General features: G+C 70.8%; 17 protein-coding genes. 4 read left to right on the top strand and 13 right to left on the bottom strand.

What is annotated here, in order from left to right; all coding sequences use genetic code 11:
- Position 1: 1 nt before the first annotated feature.
- The 6 genes from KIK06_RS11225 to KIK06_RS11200 all read right to left on the bottom strand — a co-directional run bounded on the left by KIK06_RS11225 (position 2) and on the right by KIK06_RS11200 (position 7,716).
- Positions 2-862 (bottom strand): hypothetical protein, encoded by an 861-nt coding sequence (locus KIK06_RS11225; RefSeq protein WP_268643119.1) that lies wholly within the window; start codon positions 860-862, stop codon positions 2-4.
- A gap of 150 nt (positions 863-1,012) precedes the next feature.
- Positions 1,013-3,106 (bottom strand): 3-hydroxyacyl-CoA dehydrogenase NAD-binding domain-containing protein, encoded by a 2,094-nt coding sequence (locus tag KIK06_RS11220; RefSeq protein ID WP_268643118.1) that lies wholly within the window; start codon positions 3,104-3,106, stop codon positions 1,013-1,015.
- Positions 3,103-4,302 (bottom strand): thiolase family protein, encoded by a 1,200-nt coding sequence (locus KIK06_RS11215; RefSeq protein ID WP_026127547.1) that lies wholly within the window; start codon positions 4,300-4,302, stop codon positions 3,103-3,105. The genes KIK06_RS11220 and KIK06_RS11215 overlap by 4 nt, the downstream gene beginning before the upstream one ends.
- 223 nt (positions 4,303-4,525) lie before the next feature.
- On the bottom strand, positions 4,526-5,599 hold the full coding sequence (locus KIK06_RS11210; protein WP_268645938.1) for a tetratricopeptide repeat protein: 1,074 nt from the start codon (positions 5,597-5,599) through the stop codon (positions 4,526-4,528).
- 199 nt (positions 5,600-5,798) lie between these two features.
- Positions 5,799-7,061: a ribonuclease D gene (locus tag KIK06_RS11205; protein WP_268643117.1), complete on the bottom strand. Its 1,263-nt coding sequence runs from the start codon at positions 7,059-7,061 to the stop codon at positions 5,799-5,801.
- 79 nt (positions 7,062-7,140) lie between these two features.
- A complete protein-coding gene (locus KIK06_RS11200) occupies positions 7,141-7,716 on the bottom strand; it encodes a DUF3000 domain-containing protein (RefSeq protein WP_017598287.1) in 576 nt (191 codons plus the stop codon).
- 274 nt (positions 7,717-7,990) lie between these two features.
- Between KIK06_RS11200 and hemE the strand changes: the two genes are divergently transcribed.
- Positions 7,991-9,022, top strand: coding sequence for a uroporphyrinogen decarboxylase (gene hemE / locus KIK06_RS11195; protein ID WP_083924167.1), 1,032 nt, complete (start codon positions 7,991-7,993; stop codon positions 9,020-9,022).
- 35 nt (positions 9,023-9,057) lie between these two features.
- Here the strand turns inward: hemE and KIK06_RS11190 are convergent, their stop codons facing one another.
- The gene (locus KIK06_RS11190) at positions 9,058-10,128 is read right to left on the bottom strand and encodes a DUF4349 domain-containing protein (RefSeq protein ID WP_268643116.1); all 1,071 of its coding nucleotides are present in this window, start codon (positions 10,126-10,128) and stop codon (positions 9,058-9,060) included.
- A gap of 177 nt (positions 10,129-10,305) precedes the next feature.
- Here KIK06_RS11190 and hemG point away from each other — a divergent pair, with 177 nt between their 5' ends.
- The gene (gene hemG, locus KIK06_RS11185) at positions 10,306-11,775 is read left to right on the top strand and encodes a protoporphyrinogen oxidase (RefSeq protein ID WP_268643115.1); all 1,470 of its coding nucleotides are present in this window, start codon (positions 10,306-10,308) and stop codon (positions 11,773-11,775) included.
- Complete coding sequence (gene hemQ / locus KIK06_RS11180; protein ID WP_017598283.1) at positions 11,772-12,482, top strand: hydrogen peroxide-dependent heme synthase; 711 nt, start codon at positions 11,772-11,774, stop codon at positions 12,480-12,482. Before hemG ends, hemQ begins: the two co-directional genes overlap by 4 nt.
- A gap of 66 nt (positions 12,483-12,548) precedes the next feature.
- On the opposite strand, the gene KIK06_RS11175 is transcribed toward hemQ, so the two are convergent.
- From KIK06_RS11175 to msrB, 3 genes are all read right to left on the bottom strand, one after another.
- Positions 12,549-13,349 carry a CDP-alcohol phosphatidyltransferase family protein gene (locus tag KIK06_RS11175; protein ID WP_026127543.1) on the bottom strand — a complete coding sequence of 267 codons (801 nt, stop codon included), beginning with the start codon at positions 13,347-13,349 and terminating at the stop codon, positions 12,549-12,551.
- Complete coding sequence (locus KIK06_RS11170) at positions 13,336-14,004, bottom strand: phosphatidylserine decarboxylase (RefSeq protein WP_268643114.1); 669 nt, start codon at positions 14,002-14,004, stop codon at positions 13,336-13,338. Before KIK06_RS11170 ends, KIK06_RS11175 begins: the two co-directional genes overlap by 14 nt.
- 255 nt (positions 14,005-14,259) lie before the next feature.
- The gene (msrB, locus tag KIK06_RS11165) at positions 14,260-14,706 is read right to left on the bottom strand and encodes a peptide-methionine (R)-S-oxide reductase MsrB (RefSeq protein ID WP_268643113.1); all 447 of its coding nucleotides are present in this window, start codon (positions 14,704-14,706) and stop codon (positions 14,260-14,262) included.
- Positions 14,707-14,956: 250 nt separating this feature from the next.
- Here msrB and KIK06_RS11160 point away from each other — a divergent pair, with 250 nt between their 5' ends.
- Positions 14,957-15,337 carry a hypothetical protein gene (locus KIK06_RS11160; RefSeq protein ID WP_268643112.1) on the top strand — a complete coding sequence of 127 codons (381 nt, stop codon included), beginning with the start codon at positions 14,957-14,959 and terminating at the stop codon, positions 15,335-15,337.
- 76 nt (positions 15,338-15,413) lie between these two features.
- On the opposite strand, the gene KIK06_RS11155 is transcribed toward KIK06_RS11160, so the two are convergent.
- From KIK06_RS11155 to glgX, 3 genes are all read right to left on the bottom strand, one after another.
- Positions 15,414-16,193, bottom strand: a complete 780-nt coding sequence (locus KIK06_RS11155) for a GntR family transcriptional regulator (RefSeq protein ID WP_017598278.1) — start codon at positions 16,191-16,193, stop codon at positions 15,414-15,416.
- 176 nt (positions 16,194-16,369) lie between these two features.
- The gene (locus tag KIK06_RS11150; protein WP_017598277.1) at positions 16,370-17,161 is read right to left on the bottom strand and encodes a pyrimidine reductase family protein; all 792 of its coding nucleotides are present in this window, start codon (positions 17,159-17,161) and stop codon (positions 16,370-16,372) included.
- Between the two features lie 47 nt (positions 17,162-17,208).
- Positions 17,209-19,362, bottom strand: a complete 2,154-nt coding sequence (gene glgX, locus KIK06_RS11145) for a glycogen debranching protein GlgX (protein ID WP_017598276.1) — start codon at positions 19,360-19,362, stop codon at positions 17,209-17,211.
- Positions 19,363-19,625: the final 263 nt, after the last annotated feature.

Below are 19,625 nucleotides of genomic sequence, written 5' to 3'. Positions count from 1 at the left end.
GCTACTCGTCGAAGAGCTCGTCGATCGTAGTCGCGGTCATCGCCCTTTCCAACCAGGTGTCGAGGGTGTCCGCGTCCTGGCACCGGCTGATGCGCTCACGCGCTTCCTCGGGAACCTCGACACCGTGCTTGGAGAGGAAGCGCAGGATCGCCTTCGCCTCGCCCTCGGCCCGGAGGCTCTCGGTCCAGGCGCTGGTGTACTCGAACGTGTCCGCCATCATGAGCTTCTCCAGTGCTTTCTGTCCGTCGGTGGCGTCGAGCAGGTGCAGCGAATAACCAATGTACTTCGCCGCCTTCTCGGGATCGATCTCGTCGAGGCCGGTGTGCAGGGCGTCCAGGACGTCCTTCTTGGTGGCCCCGTGCGCCGCCGCCGACAGCACCCCCAGGGCGGGGGAGGCGGCGACGGTGGCCGGGTCGGTGACCACCGGGATGTCCTTCGGCCCGACCACGAGCGGGTGCAGGACGAAGCCGGGGTGGCCGAGCGGGATCGGGTCGGCGTACCAGTCGGCCACCGGCTGACGAGGGCAGATCACCAACAGGGTGACCGGGCACTCGTGCCGGGACCGCAGGCATGCCACGTACTCGGGCCAGGTGAAACGCTTGCGCTCCTTCCCGTCTCGCTGCACCTCCACGATGACGCCCATGAGTGAGTCGAGGGGGCCGTCGGGACCCTCGCCGCGGAGCATGATCGCGACGTCGGAGCGGCGCTCGACCGGGTCGACGTGCCCGAGGTCGCAGGACGTGATCTCGCTGCGCTCGTAGTCCGGGACGCGGACACCGCGCTCGCGCAGGAACTCCACGGCCATGTCGGGGGAGTCGGAGAACAACTCCGCGTAGATCTGGTGTTCTGGGGAGATTGCCACGCACCAGATATTACACAGGGTTACTGATAAGTATGAATGAGTGATCGAATTATTCGGGAATTCGGTTTCGTGCGGAAATGACACGAAAGAACGGGCCCGGCCGCCTCTCGGCGACCGGGCCCGCGGGGTCCGTCCAGGGTCCTACGACCGTCAGAGCGCCTTGAGCGCGCCTTCGTGGAACGGCTTGCCGTTCACGGCCTCGGACACGCCCGAGCGGTCCAGGTACGGCGTGATACCACCGGTGTGGAACGGCCAGCCAGCGCCCGTGATCAGGCACAGGTCGATGTCGGCGGGCTCGGCCACGACACCCTCGTCCAGCATGATCCGGACCTCCCGGGCCAGCGCGCGCAGCGCCCGGTCCAGGATGGCGCTCTCCTCGGACGGGTTGGTCCCGCCGCTGAGCAGCTCCTTCACCTCCGGGTCGATGGTGAGGTCCGGCGCGAAGATCTGGGTCTTGCCGGCCTTGACCACCTCGGCCAGCTGCTGGGACACCGCGAAGCGCTCCGGGAAGGCCTCGTGCAGCGTCTCGGACACGTGCAGCGCCACCGCCGGACCCACCAGCTGGAGGAGCATCAGCGGCGACATCGGCAGGCCCAGGGGCGCGACCGCGCGGTCGGCGACCTCGGGCTCGGTGCCCTCCTCGACAGCCGCCAGGACCTCGCCCATGAACAGGGTGAGCAGGCGGTTGACGACGAACGCGGGGGCGTCCTTGCACAGCACCGCGGTCTTCTTCAGCTTCTTGGCCGTGGCGAAGGCCGTGGCCAGCGCGGCGTCGTCGGTCTTCTCGCCGCGGATGATCTCCAGCAGCGGCAGGACGGCGACCGGGTTGAAGAAGTGGAAGCCCACGACCCGCTCGGGGTGCTGGAGCTTGGCCGCCATCTCGTTGATCGACAGCGAGGAGGTGTTGGTGGCCAGGATCGCCTCCGGGGAGACCACGGCCTCCACCTCGGCGAACACCTGCTGCTTGACCTCCATCTTCTCGAAGACGGCCTCGATCACGAAGTCGGCGTCGGAGAAGGCGTCCTTGGTCAGCGAACCGGACACCAGGCCCTTGAGGCGGTTGGCCTTGTCCTGGCTGACCCGGCCCTTCTTCAGGAGCTTGTCGACCTCGCCGTGGACGTAGGCCACGCCCTTGTCGAGGCGCTCCTGGTCCAGGTCGGTCATGACGACCGGAACGTCCAGGCGGCGGGCGAACAGCAGCGCCAGCTGCCCGGCCATCAGACCGGCGCCCACGACGCCGACCTTGGTGACCTTGCGCGCCAGCTGCTTGTCCGGCGCGCCCGCGGGCCGCTTGGCGCGCTTTTGCACCAGGTCGAACGCGTACAGGCCGGACTTGAGCTCGTCGCTCATGATGAGGTCGGCGAGCGCGTCGTCCTCGGCGGCGAAGCCCTCGTCGCGCGTGCGGTTCTTGGCCTCGGCGACCAGCTCGATCGCGCGGGCCGGGGCCGGGGCGGCGCCGTGCAGCTTGCCCTCGACGACGAACCGGGCCATGTTGACCGCGTTGTCCCAGGCCTCGCCCTTGTCGACCTCGGGGCGCTCGACCTCGACGTCGCCCTTGACGACCTTGGCCGCCCAGCGCAGCGACTCCTCGACGAAGTCCGCGGGCTCGAAGATGGCGTCGGCGATGCCCATCTCGAAGACCTGCTTGCCCTTGATCATCTTGTTCTGGGCGAGCGGGTTGTCGACGATCAGCTTCAAGGCCTTCTCGGCGCCGATCAGGTTCGGCAGCAGGTAGGTGCCGCCCCAGCCCGGGACGAGGCCCAGGAAGGCCTCGGGAAGCGCGAACGCCGGGACGCCCGAGGATACGGTGCGGTAGGTGCAGTGCAGCGCGACCTCGACGCCGCCACCCATGGCAGCGCCGTTGACCAGCGCGAACGTCGGTACGTCCAGCTCGCCGAGCTTGCGGAACACGTCGTGCCCGAGCTTGCCGATGGCGTGCGCCTGCTCGCGGTTCTGGAGCGCGGGCACGCCGGTCAGGTCGGCGCCGACGGCGAAGATGAACGGCTTGCCGGTGACGGCCACGGCCACGATGTCGGTGCGCGCCCTGGCGGCCTCGATCGCGGCGTCCAGGCTCATCAGACCACCGGGGCCGAAGGTGTTCGGCTTGGTGTGGTCGTGCCCGTTGTCCAGGGTGATCAGCACCGCGGTGCCCGCGCCGTAGGGGAGCTGGACGTCACGGGAGATCGCGTTGGTGACGATCTCGGAGCTGAAGAGTTCCCTTGCCTGCTCGATCGCGGTGCTCACTTGCCCCCCTCGTAGTTGGTGTTCTCCCACAGGATGGTCCCGCCCATGCCCAGGCCGACGCACATGGTGGTCAGGCCGTAGCGGACGTCGGGGCGCTCGGCGAACTGGCGCGCGAGCTGCATCATCAGGCGCACGCCGGAGGAGGCGAGCGGGTGGCCGACCGCGATCGCGCCGCCCCACGGGTTGACGCGGGCGTCGTCGTCGGCGACGCCGAAGTGCTCCAGGAAGGCGAGCACCTGGACGGCGAAGGCCTCGTTGATCTCGATGATGCCGATGTCGTCGATCGAGATGCCCTGGCGCGCGAACAGCTTCTCCGTGGCGGGGACGGGGCCGACGCCCATGACCGCCGGGTCGACACCGGCGAAGGAGAAGTCGACCAGGCGCATGCGCGCGTCCAGGCCGAGCTCGGCGGCGACGTCCTCGGCGGCGAGCAGTGCGCCGGTGGCGCCGTCGTTGAGGCCGGCGGCGTTACCGGGCGTCACGTTGCCGTGGGAGCGGAACGGCGTCTTGAGACCGGCGAGCGACTCCATGGTCGTGCCGGGCCGAGGCGGCTCGTCCTCGGTGGCCAGTCCCCAACCCTTCTCCAGGGAGCGGACGACCATCTCGACGAGGTCCTGCTGGATCTTGCCGTCGGCGTAGGCCTTGGCGACCTTCTCCTGGCTGCGCACCGCGTAGGCGTCGGCGCGCTCCTTGGTGATGGTCGGGTAGCGGTCGTGGAGGTTCTCCGCGGTGTTGCCCATGACGAGGGCCGACGGGTCGACCAGCTTCTCGGAGAGGAAACGGGGGTTGGGGTCGACGCCCTCACCCATGGGGTGGCGGCCCATGTGCTCGACACCGCCGGCGATCACCACGTCGTAGGCGCCGAAGGAGATCCCCGCGCCAGAGGTGGTGACGGCCGTGAGCGCACCGGCGCACATACGGTCGATGGCGTAGCCGGGGACGCTCTGCGGCAGCCCGGCAAGGATGGCGGCGCTGCGGCCGATGGTCAGGCCCTGGTCGCCGATCTGGGTGGTGGCGGCGATGGCGACCTCGTCGACGCGCTCCGGCGGCAGACCCGGGTTGCGGCGCAGCAGCTCGCGGATGACGCGGACGACCATGTCGTCGGCACGCGTCTCGGCGTAGAGGCCCTTGCCAGACTTGCCGAACGGGGTGCGGACCCCGTCGACAAACACGACATCGCGTGCGGTTCGCGGCACGATGGGCCCTCCTTCTCAGGCGGTGGGACGGACTTGTCAAGCTCATGCTACTCGCCAGTAACAAATAACGCGAGCGCCAGGGGAGCATGACGTCGAAGGCGTCCGCCGAGAGGGTCGCCACCGGCCTTCGTCCCGATGTCTCCCGACCCGCTCCACCGCTGGTCCGGACACGGGAAAGGGCGCGCGGACCGGTGGGTTCGCGCGCCCGGGAGCGGTGCGGGGTTCAGAGCAGGGCGTTGGCCTCGCGCGGGCGTCCCGCGGCGTTGTAGGCGCCGGCCAGGTCACGGCGCAGCCGCAGCGTCAGCCGCCGCACCTCCGGATCGCCCGAGGAGTTCATCGCCACGCGGTAGGCGTCGCGCAGCACCTCGACCGCCTCGTCCGCCCGTCCCGCCTGCGTGAAGGCGCGGCCCAACCGGTGGTGCACGCCGAGCGTGTCCAGGTGGCCCTTGCCCAGGCGGCGGCGACGCGCCATCAGCACCGTGCGCAACTGGCTGATCGAGGCCTCGCAGCGCCCCGACTGGCTCAGGGCCATGCTCAGGCCGAGGCGCAGCTCCTCACGCCGCTCGGTGGAGGCGACGTCCTCGATCGCCCGCTCGTAGTGGGCGATCGCCGCGTCCAACCGGCCGTCGCGCCGGTAGCACGCGGCCAGGTGGCTGCGCGCCTCCACGGTGTCCTCGTCGGCCGGGCCGAACTGCTCCTCGCGTTCACGGAGCAGGACCTCCCACTGGGCGGCGGCCTCCGCGGGCTGTCCCGCGTCCTCCAGCGCCCACGCCAGGTTCTCACGGATGATCTCGGTGCGCGGGTGCTCGTCCCCGTGCACCGACACGGCCTCGGTCAGCGCCAGTTCGAACTGCTGCACGGCGGCCAGGCGGCGGCCCATCTGCGCGTACTTGGTCGCGAGGTTGTTGCGCGCGGTGATCGTGTCCGGGTGCTCGGTGCCGTGCCGTTCCACCAACGACTGGAGGGTCCGCTCCAGCGACGCGGCACGCGACCCCCCGTTGCGCCCGGCGGATCCCTCCCGAGCGACAGGCCGGCGCGGAAGGGGGCTGACGGCCGTGTCGGCGGTCGCCACGGAGCCCGCCCCGCTCTCCGGCACGGTCGGGGCGGCCGACGCCTCCGGCACGGCCGGAGCGTCAGCGGAGGCGGCTCCGGACGGGCTCGCCACCCGGACCCGCACGTACTCCTCCACGGGCTCACCGCGTGGGTCCACGGGAGCGGGCGCGGTGGTATCCACCGGACGCGTCCCGGCCGCGCGGGACAGACCGGTTTCGCGCAGAAGTGCACGCCAGAACGCCAGCAGACTCACCACATCTCCCTGATCGCCTCCCGCGGCGACCATCGCCGCGGAACCTCGCCTTCGTTGAACATGCCCGGGGGTTCCAGGGCACATTTCCATAACATAATCGGACACGAGGCCTGGGAACAGGCATGAACCACCCCTGGATCGGGGTGAGTTCAGTCACGTTGGGGTTAAGTGGGTGAAGCCGGGGTAAAAGCTACGCCTTCTCGGCTCCCAGGAGGGCTGTGGCCAGGGGTTCCGCGGTCAGTCCCACCTGCCAGTTCCGCGCTCCCCGATCGCGCAGGAACGCGGCCACCGAGTCCGGGTCCAGCGCGCGGGGCGGCGTCCACGCCAACCGCCGGACCGTGTCCGGCAGCAGCAGGTTCTCGGTCGGCATGACCACGTCCTCGGCGATCCCCGTGACCGTCGCCCGTGCCGCCTCCAACCGCCGCGCGGCCTCCGGTGCCCGGTCCGCCCACCGGTTCACCGGCGGTGGGCCGTCACCCGGGGCGTTGGGGCGGGGGAGCTCGGTCTGCGGCATGTCCCGCGCCCGGTTGACCGCCCGGATCCAGGTGTTGAGGTAACGGCGCGCCAGTTTGATCCCGAACTGCCGGATCCCCGACAACTCACCGGGGGTCCGCGGCATCGCCGCGGCGGCCTCCACGATCGCGGCGTCCGGGAGGACCCGTCCAGGGGAGACGTCCCGCTCCTGGGCGATGCGGTCCCGCTCGTACCACAGCTCGCGCACGGCGGCCAGGGACCGTTGGTTGCGCACGCGGTGGATCCCCGACGTGCGGCGCCACGGGTCCGGCCGCGGCTCCTTGGGCGGTGTGGCCAGAACCGACGCGAACTCCTCGCGCGCCCACTCCAGCTTCCCGGTCTCGGCCAGCTCCTCCTCCAGCGCGTCACGCAACTCGATGAGGATCTCCACGTCCAGTGCGGCGTAGCGCAACCAGTCCTCGGGCAGGGGGCGCTGGGACCAGTCCACGGCCGAGTGCTCCTTGGCCAGGCGCACGTTCAGCAGACGCTCCACCATGAACCCCAGCCCGACACGCTGGTAGCCGAGCAGCCGACCGGCGAGCTCGGTGTCGAACAGGCTTCGGGGGCGCAGGTTGACCTCCGACAGACACGGCAGGTCCTGGTGGGCCGCGTGGAGCACCACCTCGGCCCCGTCCAGCGCGGTGTCGAGGGCGCCGAGGTCCGGGCAGGCGATCGGGTCGATCAGCGCCGAACCGAAGCCCTCCCGGCGTAGTTGGACCAGGTAGGCGCGCTGGCCGTACCGGTACCCGGAGGCCCGTTCGGCGTCCACCGCCACCGGTCCGGTACCGGCGGACACGGCCGTGACCACGTCGGCGAGTGCGTCGGCGTCGGAGGTGACGTCGGGCAAGCCCTCCCGCGGATCCCGCAGCAGAGGCGCCCTCTCAGCGTCGTCGTTTCCCGGTTCGTGGTGTTCTGTCTTGGAGTTCAACGCGTTCGCCACACCACTACGGTATGCGCTGTGGCCACCGGACGCGGAACACGGGCCGGATCCGGCGCCGGAGCGCGGGGCCCGGCCGGGGTCAGGACCGCGAGCGCTGCTGGGTGATGTCGGTGACGTCCAGCGGAGGAAGCCCGGAAGCCGACGCGAGCAGCGCCAACCACGCACCGACGTGCCCCGACAACCGGTCCGACTCCGGTGTCCACGAGGCGCGCATCTCCACCTCCGTGGTGGCGCCCTCGCCGGCCTTGGTGCCGAACCCCTCCGTCGTGGCGCGCGTGACCGTGCCACTCAGCGTGTGGTGGGCGGCGTCGTGCGCGTCCAGGGCGTCGGTGAGCCAACTCCAGGCGACCGGACCGAGCAGGGGGTCGGTGGCGATCTCCGACTCCAGCTCGGAGTTGACCTGGCACACCACCCGAAACGGACCCGGCCAGGACCGGGTTCCCTCGGGGTCGTACAGGATGATGAGCCGCCCCCAGGCGACCTCCTCACCCTGCACGGTGACCTCGGCCGACACGGCGGCCGCGTGGGGGGCCAACCTCTGGGGAGCGGGGATCTCCCGCACGGCGATCTCCGGGCGCACGGAGGGGCCGTGCAGCGCCTGGACCGCTCGCCGGAACGTCTCGTGCGCGTTCTCGGCGCTACCGACATCAGGCATGGTGGAAACGTCAGCCTTCATCTTGTGGTGATCACGTCCCGGGGTCGTTCGGGCATACCCAGCCGACCGACACCCGAGCGCGGGTCGGTTGATGGGAACGGAACCGACCGTGGCACGAGTCACCTTCGTCGGTACGGAGTTAGCACGGCGTGTCGGTGTTTTGTGATGATCTTGGGACCGGCGCGCCGCCGAAACCACCGCGACCCGCGCCCGTGGAACTCCGCTCCGACCGGTTCGCGCGAGAGCACCGGGACGGGCATGGCACGATCGAGGTGTGACGCTTCAAGACTCTCCTTTCCTCCGCGCCTGCCGACGGCTCCCGGTGCCCCACACCCCGGTGTGGTTCATGCGCCAGGCGGGTCGCTCCCTGCCCGAGTACCGCCGGGTACGCGCCGACGTCCCCATGCTCGAGGCCTGCTCGCGCCCCGACATGATCACCGAGATCACGATGCAGCCCGTCCGGCGCCACGACGTCGACGCCGCGATCTTCTTCAGCGACATCGTCGTGCCGCTCCGGGCCATCGGTATCGACCTCGACATCAAGCCCGGTGTCGGCCCCGTCGTCGCGGAGCCGATCCGTGACGCGGGCGGGCTCAAGCGGCTCCGCGAGATCGAGCCGGACGATCTGCCCTACATCACCGAGGCGGTCGGCCAGCTCGTCGGTGAACTGGGCGACAAGCCGCTCATCGGATTCGCGGGCGCCCCGTTCACACTGGCCTCCTACCTCATCGAGGGCGGGCCCTCCAAGAACCACGAGCACACCAAGGCGCTCATGTACGGCGAGCCCGAGCTGTGGGACGAGCTGATGCGCCGTCTGGCGGCGATCACGCTGGGCTTCCTGCGCACCCAGGTCGAGGCGGGCGCCAGTGCCGTGCAGCTCTTCGACTCCTGGGTCGGTGCGCTCAGCGCGGAGGACTACCGCGCCTCCGTGCTGCCCTACACCTCGTGGATCTTCGGTCAGCTCGCCGAGTACGAGATCCCGCGCATCCACTTCGGCGTCGGTACCGGTGAGCTGCTCGGTCTGCTCGGCGAGGCCGGGGCCGACGTCGTGGGTGTGGACTGGCGCGTGCCGCTCGACGAGGCCGTCCGGCGCGTCGGGCCCGGAAAGGCCCTCCAGGGCAACCTGGACCCGGCGACGCTGTTCGCCCCCTGGGAGGTCGTCGCCGAGCGGACACGCGACATCCTGGCCCGAGGCCGTGCGGCCGAGGGCCACATCTTCAACCTGGGCCACGGCGTACTGCCGAGCACGGACCCGGACATGCTCACGCGCCTGACCGCGTTCGTCCACGAGCAGACCGCGGGCTGACCCGGGGCGGGGCCGGTCCGCGACACGTGGTGCCGTCAACCGTCCCGCCCGGGGGCGCCCTCGGAACCGTCCTCGTTCCCGGGACCGCTTCCGCTGTCGTCGGAGTCGGTCCCGCCGTCGCCTCCTGCCTCGGGACCGCCGCCGACGGCCGCGGCGACGGGAGCGGAGCGGTCGGCGTCCCGAGCCGAGTCGCCGCGCGTCCGGCGGGTGCGCTTCCTGAGGTACCACCACACCGGCACACCGACGACGGCGGCGACCGCCAGGAACGGCAGCGCCCAGCCCGCGATCACGGCGATCCACAGGGTGACGGCCACCAGGGCGCCCCAGCCCTGCCTCAGGGCCTCCAGGAACCCGACGGCGTCGCCGGAAGGGGCTTCGACGTAGGTGTCCGGGGTGTCCAGGCTCAGGTGGACGGTGGAGTAGGTCGTCTGGTTGGTCAGTGTCTCCAGCCGCGCCTGGTAGGACTCCAACTCCGACTGGCGGGTCTGGATCTCCTGCTCGATCCGCAGCAGGTCGTCGACGTCCTCGGCCTCCTCCAGGTAGCCGCGCAGGGTCTCCAGCGACGTCTGCGCGGTCTCGATGCGGCTCTCGACGTCCGCCACCTCGTCGGTGACGTCGTCGACGGAGCGCTCCAGGTCGGAACGGTCTCCGAGCTCGGCCAGATCGGCCAGCGCGTCCTCGTAGCCGTCGTTGGGGATGCGCAGTGCCAGCTGGGCGGTGGGCACCCGACCGGCCGGGGTCCTGAGCTGTTCGGAGGCCACGTAGCCTCCCGCCTCGATGGTCAGTTCCTTGGCGAGTTCGGCGGCCTCGGGCACGTCCGACACGCGCACGCTCATGGTGGCGGTGTGGATGAGGTCGCGGTCGGCGGCCTCGACGTCCGCTCCGAGGGCCCCTCCGCCGCCTTCGCCCTGGGGTTCCTCCTCGGCCAGGGCGCCCTCGTCCGTCTGGGCGGAATCGGCGCGCTCGACGGACGCGGCGCCCGCGTCGTCGCCTTCGGTCAGGGACTGGGTCGTCGCCCCGCAGGCGGTCAGTACGAGGGCCGCCAGGCCGAGTGGCAGAGCGGCCCCGGCGACGCGCCACCGCTGGGGGAAAGTGGTAGTAGCCATGTGCCTTCGACGTGGGCCGTTCCGTGGGCGTTGCGGTTCCCCGGTAACGACCGGGCAACGAGGTGGTCGCGGACCGGAACCGGCGTGTGGGGCACGGGGCACGCGGGGAGTGGCCGCACGGGTGTGTTTCGGGGACGGTGGGTCCGTGTGACCCAGGGCATCTGGAAAGCTGGTGGCATGGCACAAGCACCGCACGTGGTCATGGTCGGGGGAGGGGTCTCCGGACTCACCGCCGCGCACCGCCTCACCGCACTCGGGACCGCCGTCACGGTCGTGGAGGCCGCGGACACACCCGGCGGCAAACTGCACGCCTCACCCGTGGCGGGTGTTCCCGTCGACGCGGGGGCCGAGTCAGTGCTCGCCCGCCGTCCCGAGGCACTCGACCTCATCCGCGAACTCGGTCTGGCCGATCGGATCGTGCACCCGGGGCCCGGCTCCGCGGGCGTCTACACCCGGGGACGGGTCAGACCACTGCCGAAGGGACAGCTCATGGGAGTTCCCGGCAGCCTGCGCGAGCTCGCGCGCAGCGGAGTGCTGAGCTGGACGGGGACCCTGCGCGCCGGGCTGGACCTGGTCTGGCCGCGCACACCCGTGCGCGGGGACGTGCCGGTCGCCACCTACGTCGGCATGCGCATGGGGCGCCAGGTCGTCGACCGCCTGGTCGAACCCCTGCTGGGCGGTGTGTACGCGGGCCGAGCCGACCGGCTCTCGCTCGACGCCGCGCTGCCGCAGATCGCCCCCATGGCCCGTGACGACCGCTCCCTCATGCGCGCGGTACACGCCGACCTGGCGGGCCGCGGCGCGGTGTCCGCCTCCGCGGGACCGGTCTTCGCCTCGCTGCGCGGCGGGATCGCCGAACTCGTGGGCGCCCTGGCCGACCGGCACGGCGACCGGGTGCGTACCGGCACGCGGGTCGATTCCCTGCGCCGTCTGCCCCAGGGCTGGCGTGTCCACCTGGACACCGGCGACCGGCTGGACTGCGACGCGGTCCTCCTGGCCTGCCCGGCGCCCGAGGCGGCCCGCCTGCTCGCCGAGCATGTGCCCGAGGCCGCCCACGAGCTGGGCGGGGTGGAGTACGCCAGCATGGCCCTGGTGACCCTCGCGCTTCCCGCCTCCGCCTTCCCCGAGCCGCTGACGGGCAGTGGTTTCCTCGCCCCGGCCGGAGAGGGACTCACCATCAAGGCGGCCACCTTCTCCAGCAACAAGTGGCCCTGGATCGCCGACGCGCTGCGTGCGGCCAACCCCGGCGACGACCTGGTCGTGGTGCGCTGCTCGATCGGCCGTGGCGGCGACACCGCGGCCCTGGAGCGCTCCGACGAGGAGCTCGCCGCGGTGGCCGTCGCCGACCTCGCCACGGTCACCGGTCTGGCCGGCGCCCCCGTGGAGACCCGGGTCACCCGGTGGCGGGACGGGATTCCGCAGTACGGGGTCGGGCACACCGCGCGGATCGACCGGATCCGTTCCGCCGTCGACCGCCGTCCCGGGCTGGGGGTGTGCGGCGCCGCCTACGGTGGGGTCGGCATCCCCGCGTGCGTGGCCGACGCGGGCCGCGCGGCCGAGCGGTTGGCGCAGACCCTCCCCAGAGACAGTCACACCACCCCCGGCGGCGACGCCGCGGGAACGACAGAACAAGGAGTCAACCCGTGACGGGTCAGCAGAACACCGCCGTCGACAAGGACGGCACCGACCTGAACGCGCTCATCCGCTACACCATGTGGTCGGTCTTCAAGGTCGAGGGCCTCGACGGAGTCGACCGGACAGCGGCGGCCGACGAGCTCCAGACCCTCTTCGACAAGGCCGCCGAGCGCGGCATCGTCACTCGGGGCAGCTACGACGTGCAGGGCCTGCGCGCGGACGCCGACATCATGTTCTGGTGGGTGGCCGACACCTCCGAGCAGGTCCAGGAGATGTACACCGCCTTCCGCCGTACCCGCCTGGGCCGCGCCAGCGCCCCGGTGTGGTCGGTCGTGGGCCTGCACCGTCCCGCGGAGTTCAACCGCGGCCACGTGCCCGCCTTCCTCGCCGGTGAGGAGCCGCGCGACCACCTGTGCGTGTACCCGTTCGTGCGCTCCTACGAGTGGTACCTGCTGCCCGACGACGAGCGCCGCGCGATGCTCGCCGAACACGGCCGTATGGCCGCCCCGTACCCGGACGTGCGCGCCAACACGGTGTCCTCCTTCGGCCTCAACGACTACGAGTGGCTGCTGGCCTTCGAGGCCGACGACCTGCACCGGATCGTCGACCTGATGCGCCACCTGCGCGGCGCCAAGGCCCGCCTGCACACCCGCGAGGAGATCCCCTTCTACACCGGACGCCGTCGGAGTGTCGCCGAGCTCGTCGACGCCCTGCCGTAACCGGCGCCGACGCGACCGTGCCCCGGGCGGGACTCCGCCCGGGGCACGGTCGCGTCGGTCCTGCGGTCAGTCCGAGGCCGGTCGCGCCCTCACGTAACGGACGTAGAACGGGATGGTGACGATGAAGCCCAGGACCACCGCGCTCATGAGGTAGATGAGCACGTCGCCCGTGGGCAGGCCCAGACCCCAGGCGGCCATGAGCGCCACACCGGTGGCCAGGGATCCGAGCACCGCGTAGATCTTGCGCCCGCGCGGTTTGGGGTACTCCATGCGGCTCACCATGAGCCAGGCGATGAGCAGCACGGCGGTGACGCCCGCGTACAGCGGCGGGTCCATCAGAACCACGGTCACCACCGCCATCGCCCCGAACGGACAGGGGAGCCCGGTGAAGTAGCTGGACCCCGGCGCCTGGCAGGAGAAGCGCGCCAGGCGCACGATGACCGCCAACAGGACGGCGCCCCCGCCGACGACGGGCAGTATCGCCGGACCCCCGGAGAACATGCCCCACACCACGAAGAAGAACGCGGGGGCGAACCCGAAGCTGATCACGTCGGCGAGGTTGTCCAGTTCGGCGCCCATCCCGCTGCCGCCGAGCTTGCGCGCGACGCGGCCGTCGAGGACGTCCAGGGCCGCGGCCACGAGCATCAGCCCGACGACCGTGGCCATGGCGGCACGGGGGAGGGGTCCCGCGGCGCCGGAGGCCGCGTGCGCGGACTGGGCCGTCGCGAGCGCCCACACCGCGAGGAAGCCGCACAGGGCGTTGCCCAGCGTCAGGTAGTCCGCCACCCCCAGGCGCAACCGGGGGGCGCCGGTGTCCGGGGGGGTCGTGTGCTCCGGGCCCAGGACGGACCGCTCAGTCGGCGTCAAGACGGGTTTCTCCGGCACGGACCTTCTGGCCGACCTCCACCGCCGGGGCGACCCCGGCCGGAAGGTAGACGTCGACCCGCGACCCGAACCGGATGAGACCGATCCTCTCGCCTTGCTCGACCTTCTGCCCCGCAGCGAGATACGGGACGATACGCCGGACCATCGCGCCGGCGATTTGAACGACCGTGATCTCACCGATCTCGGTTTCAAGGGTCCAGATGACGCGCTCATTACGCTCGCTGTCCTTGTCGAATGCGGGGCGGAAACCCCCGGGGCGGTGCTCGACCCGGGTGATCACTCCGGCGAGGGGCGCACGGTTGACGTGCACGTTCAGGGGGTTCATGAACACCGCGACCCGGGTCCGGCCGTCGGTCTGGAGGTCGAGGCTCTGGACGACGCCGTCGGCCGCCGAGATCACGCGTCCGGTGGCCGGACCCCGCTCGGGGTCGCGGAAGAACCACGTCATGCCCGCGGCGAGGGCGATGACCGGGACGGCGGCCGCCCCGCGTGTGCGGGATCCCCGGGCGGCCAGGGCCGCGGCACCCGCCGCGCCGAGGGCGGGCAGCAGCCAGGGAGCCGACCCCTGGGCCATGCCCAGGCGCGGCCGGGCCGGAGGACGGGGGGAGGCGGCGGTGGAAGGTGAGTCGTCGGTCATCGAGCGCTTTCGTCACGGCTTGGGTCGGTTCGCCCTGCTTGCGGGCGCTATGGTGGGGCTGCCCTCGGACTCGGGGCGGGTGCGCGAAGACCGGGGGCCTTGTGCCGCGCGGCGCTCCGCGGGTTGGCGGAGCCGACCGTTGGTGCGCTGGATGCGATTATCCCCGATACGTCGTGGACGAGTCGCGGGTACCGCCCCTCGGATGGTCGGGGACGGTCTCCGCGTACCTGTCCGGAACCAGGATGGTACGCCAACCTACTCCGTCGGGTCGGTCGGCTCCAGGGTCAGGGCGACCGAGTTGATGCAGTAGCGCTCGTCGGTGGGAGTGGCGTACCCCTCACCGCGGAAGACGTGGCCCAGATGGGACTCGCAGGTGGCGCACCGCACCTCGGTCCGGACCATACCGAGCGAGGAGTCCTCGTGCAGGGTGACCGCGGAGGCGTCGGCGGGGTCGTAGAAGCTGGGCCAGCCGCAGTGTGAGTCGAACTTCTCGTTGGAGCGGAACAGTTCGGTCGCGCACCCCCGGCACCGGTAGACACCCTCCGTCTTGGTGTCGACGTGGGCGCCGCTCCACGGGCGTTCGGTGCCCGCCTGCCGGAGCACGGCGTACTCCTGTGCGTTGAGCCGCTCGCGCCATTCCGCGTCGGTCCGGGGAATCCCCGGGGTTCCGTCTCCGGTGCTCTGCTCCGCTGCGTCAGCCATGCTGACGACGCTACCGGTATTTCGGCTGGAGTGCCGTCTCGACCACGTTCCGGATGGAATGCACATCACCCGGTTTAGGGGCGTAAATCATCCCGTAGTGTCACAAAGCCCTAACCTCCCTCGTTGTTACGTTCGGTTGCTTAACCCGCGGGTAGGCCTTGAACAGGGTCAGTGGTCGATGTGCGCCGAGGTAGGTGGCATGGCAGTTACGACACAAGAATCACTCGTAGTGCGCAGACGACCACTGCGCGTGGGGAGAATCAGATACGGATTGTGGTGGCTCGATCAGGCCACCGCGGGAGTCCGGGGCTGGCCCAGGACGGCGGCCATGGGAACGGTCGCCGTCGGCCGGGAACTGCGGTGGGCGACGGAGCTCACCGCTCGCGCCACCGCGGCGCGGATCGACGCCGCCAGACCGGAGCCGTGGAACGACCGCAAGCTGCTCGCCTTCATCACCGTCGTGGCGGTGTGCGCGCTGGGAGTGGCCTTGGTCCTCGGCCTCGGGATCGCCAGATGGGCGATGACGGCGTCCGACAGCCTGCCCTTCGCAGCCGCAGGGGCGGTCGCGGTGGGTGTGGCGTACCTGGTCCTGGCATATCTGGTGTTCGCCTCAAGGCGGGGTGGTCGCTGAGTACCGAAGAACGATGGGAGGGGTCGCGTTCGCGCCCCTCCCATCGTGGTGTACCGGTGGGGCCGGGGCTCGAGGCTCAGGCGTCGAAGTCGTACTGGAGCACGTAGGCCGAACCGTCCATGGTGATCTCGTTGAACTCGACCGGGCGATGCTCCCCGGTCAGCGCGGTGCGGGCCACCTCCAGGACGGGCGTGCCCGCCGCGATCGCCAGATCCGACCTCTCCTCGGGGGTGGGCATGCGCACCCGGATCTCCTCGGTGAAATGGGCGGGCGCGTACCCCAGGTCGGCCAACCGCGCGTAGATCCCGCCGGGTCCGGTGTCGTGTTCGCGGACGCGGCGCGCGGCGAGGGAGCCGGTCCGGGACTCCACCACGGTCAGCGGAAGGTGGGAGACGGCGCTCTGCACGGGTCGGCCGTCGACGAGGTAGCGGCGGGAGCGGCGCAGGACCCGAGCTCCCCCGGGCAGTTCCAGTGCACGGGCCACGTGGTCGGGGGCCACGGCCTCGGTCACGTCGATGGAGTCGACCTCGTAACCGCGGTCCGCGCTGTCGGTCTGCCAGATCGCCCGACCGTTGCCCCAGAGCTCCTGGGACAGTCGGCGCGCGCCGTGTCTTCGGACGGGCCGGAAGAGCCGGACGTAGATGCCCGAGCCGCGCACGGCCACGGCCAGGCCGTCGTTGATGAGTACGGAGAGCGCCTGGCGTGCGGTGGCCCGTGCGACGCCATGGCGTTCCATCAGGGTGTTCTCCCCGGGAAGGCGGTCGCCGTCGGCGTACCGCCCGGAGCGGATCTGTCCGCGTAGTTCCTCGGCTATCTCCCGGTAGACCGGAGGGGACCCGTTGTCGGACGTCGGCACTCTCGTTCATCCTCTCGCCCGGGGGGCCAAGCCGGCAAGCCCCGTCAATGCGGTGTGTCCAGTGGGGGTGTTTCCAGTGGATGGCACACATCGGGTATGTCCGGTTGCGGGGCGGTTCATGCGTGGTTGTGGGGCAGCCGAAACCGGCCGGATCCGGCCGAACCCCAGTAACCTCCCTATTCTCGGAGGTAACGCGCGAAGAGGTTTCCGTCTGCTTCCAGAAGGTGCGCCATGCGCACGGGTGTGTTCCTCACCGAGGCCCGCGTCGGGGCGCCCGGGGTCCCGGGACCCCCGGTGACCACGCGGGGGGAGCCCGCCCCCAACAGGTGGGGGCTGAGGGTCAGGCAGAGCTCGTCCAGCAGCCCGGCCGCGACGAACTCCGCGAGCAGGTGCGGGCCGCCCTCGGTCAGCACGCGGCACAGGCCCCGTTCGCCGAGGGCGTTGACGATGTGCTCGGGTCCCACGGAGACACCGTCGACGACGACCAGGTCGGCGCACGCGCCGACCCGCTCGCGTCGCTCCCTGGGCGCGGAGGCCGTGGTGAACACGATGGTGCGCGCCTCCTCGGGCCCCGGGGCCAGCAGCCGCTCAGGGACGTCGAGGGTCCGTGAGACCACCGCGATCGGCGGTGTCCGCGGCCGTCCGCGCCGCAGCGGCTCCCACGCCGCACGCGGGCGGACGGGCGCGTAGCCCTCGATACGGGCGGTCGCCGCGCCCACCAGCACCACGTCGCACAGGCCGCGCAGGATGCCCATGATCTTCCGGTCCGAGGCGGAGGACAGGTCGCGGCTACGCCCGGACGGGCCGATCGCGCCCCCGTCGGCGCTGGAGACCATGTTGGCGCGCACCCATGGGCGGTCCAGGTCGTCGGGATAGGCGTACAGGGAGGCCAGGTCCACGTCCGTGCCGCCGTGGGGCAGGAGCTGGTGGAACGGGTCGGGGTCGGGCGGTGCGGTGTTCGAAGCCATGATGTCCTAGCTTGGCATCCTCCCGACCCGGACGGGTTCCACCGCGCCTACGGCAGCCGTCCGTGCCGGTGGGAGACCCTCCGCAGCAGCACCAGCGCCCGGTCGATCACCCTGACGGGGTCGGAGGCCGCCGCGGACGGGCGCCCGGACACATCGGGCTCGGCCGTGTCCAGGACCGTCTCCCACGCCATTCCGTACTCCGTCCCGGGCAGGGTGAAGTCCACCGCGTCCGCGCCGCTGTTGAGGAGCAGCAGGAACGAACTGTCGCGGATCCTGCGCCCGCGCGGGTCGGGCTCGGTGATGGCGTCGCCGTTGAGGAACACACCGAGTGCCTGACCCGTGGAGTTCCAGTCCGGCCCCGACATCGGCTTTCCGTCCGGCCGCAGCCACACGATGTCGGGAAGTCCGCGCCCGTCGCCCCGGCCGCCCTCGACGGGGCTGCCGCGAAAGAACCTGCGCCGCCGAAAGACCGGGTGGTCGCGGCGCAGACGGGCGAGCACCCGGACGTAGTCGAGCAGGTCGTTGTCGGGGTCCTCCCCGTCCAGACCGGCGTCCTTCCAGTCGATCCAGGCGATCTCGTTGTCCTGGCAGTAGGCGTTGTTGTTGCCGCCTTGGGTGCGGCCCACCTCGTCGCCGTGGGAGAGCATCACGACCCCCTGGGACAGGTACAGGGTCGTGAGGAAGTTGCGCACCTGGCGGCGGCGCAGGGTGATGATCGCGGGATCCCGGGTGGGCCCCTCCACACCGTGGTTCCACGAGCGGTTGTCGTCCGTGCCGTCCCGGTTGTCCTCGCCGTTGTCCTCATTGTGTTTGTGGTCGTAGGAGACCAGGTCGGCCAGGGTGAAACCGTCGTGGCAGGTGATGAAGTTGATGGAGGCCACCGGGCGCCGGCCGTCGTCCTGGTACAGGTCGCTGGATCCGGCCAGGCGGGAGGCGAGTTCGCCCAACACCGGCTGACCCCGCCAGTAGTCGCGCACGGTGTCGCGGTACTTGCCGTTCCACTCCGTCCACAGAGGCGGGAAGTTGCCCACCTGGTAGCCGCCGGGACCGACGTCCCAGGGTTCGGCGATCAGTTTGACCTGCGAGATCACCGGGTCCTGCTGGACGATGTCGAAGAACGTGCTCAACCGGTCCACGTCGTGGAACTCCCGTGCCAGCGCCGACGCGAGGTCGAATCTGAACCCGTCCACATGCATCTCCAGGACCCAGTACCGCAGCGAGTCCATGATGAGCTGGAGCGAGTGCGGGTGGCGCACGTTCAGGCTGTTGCCGCAGCCGGTGTAGTCGAGGTAGTAGCGCTGGTCCTCGTCGCTGACGCGGTAGTAGCTCAGGTTGTCGATCCCGCGCAGGGACAGGGTGGGGCCCATGTGGTCGCCCTCGGCGGTGTGGTTGTACACCACGTCCAGGAGCACCTCGATCCCGGCCTCGTGCAGCGACTTCACCATCGCCTTGAACTCCTGGACCTGCTGTCCCCGGGAACCGAGCGCGGCGTATCCGCTGTGCGGGGCGAGGTAGGCGAGGGTGTTGTACCCCCAGTAGTTGGTCAGTCCGCGGGCCACCATGGCGTGCTCGGGGACGAAGTGGTGGACGGGCATGAGCTCGACCGCGGTCACCCCGAGCGAGGTGAGGTAGTCGATCACCGCGGGGTGGGCCAGGCCGGAGTAGGTGCCCCTCTGGTGTTCCGGGATGCCGGGGTGGCGCATGGTCAGGCCGCGCACGTGCGCCTCGTAGATCACCGTCCGGTGGTACGGGGTGCTGGGCCGGGACTCGTTTCCCCAGTCGAAGAACGGGCTGACCACCACGCACTTGGGCACGTAGGGTGCGCTGTCGGCGTTGTTCCGGCGCGTCGGGGCGGCGAAATGGTAGCTGAACAGCGACTCGTGCCAGGTGAGCTCGCCGTTCAGGGCCTTGGCGTAGGGGTCGGTGAGCAACTTGTTGGGGTTGCAGCGCAGACCGTGTTCGGGCGCGTAGGGGCCGTGGACGCGGTATCCGTACCGCTGTCCCGGGCCGACACCGGGAAGGTACCCGTGCCAGACGAATCCGTCGTATTCGGTGAGGGGTACTCGGGTCTCCTCCCCCTCGTCGTCGAACAGGCACAGGTCGACCCGTTCGGCGACTTCGGAGAAGAGGGAGAAATTGGTGCCGGACCCGTCGAAGGTCGCACCGAGCGGATAGGAACTACCGGGCCAGACTTCCACCATTGGCGTCGTCAGTCTCTTGGTGTCGGGGCCTTCGCCGACCGGTGCGGGGGCGTTCGGGGATCCTCCCAGCTCGAAGGGCCCGTGCCGCGTCCCACCCCGGCCCGAAAGCGGTCGGTCGGTTTCGCCTTCTTCCTTCCGCTCCGATCGCCGGATTATGCCGACCAGGAGCGATGATCATTCGCGCACTGTCTCGATTTGTGGCTTTTCGTGGGAATTATCGGTGTGTTCTCACACGGATCTCGACCCCGACACACCACCGCGGC

Source organism: Nocardiopsis sp. EMB25, from assembly GCF_026797795.1.
GTDB lineage: Bacteria > Actinomycetota > Actinomycetes > Streptosporangiales > Streptosporangiaceae > Nocardiopsis > Nocardiopsis lucentensis.
The sequence above is the reverse complement of the archived record's forward strand: the minus strand, read 5'-3'. Positions and strand labels throughout refer to the sequence as shown.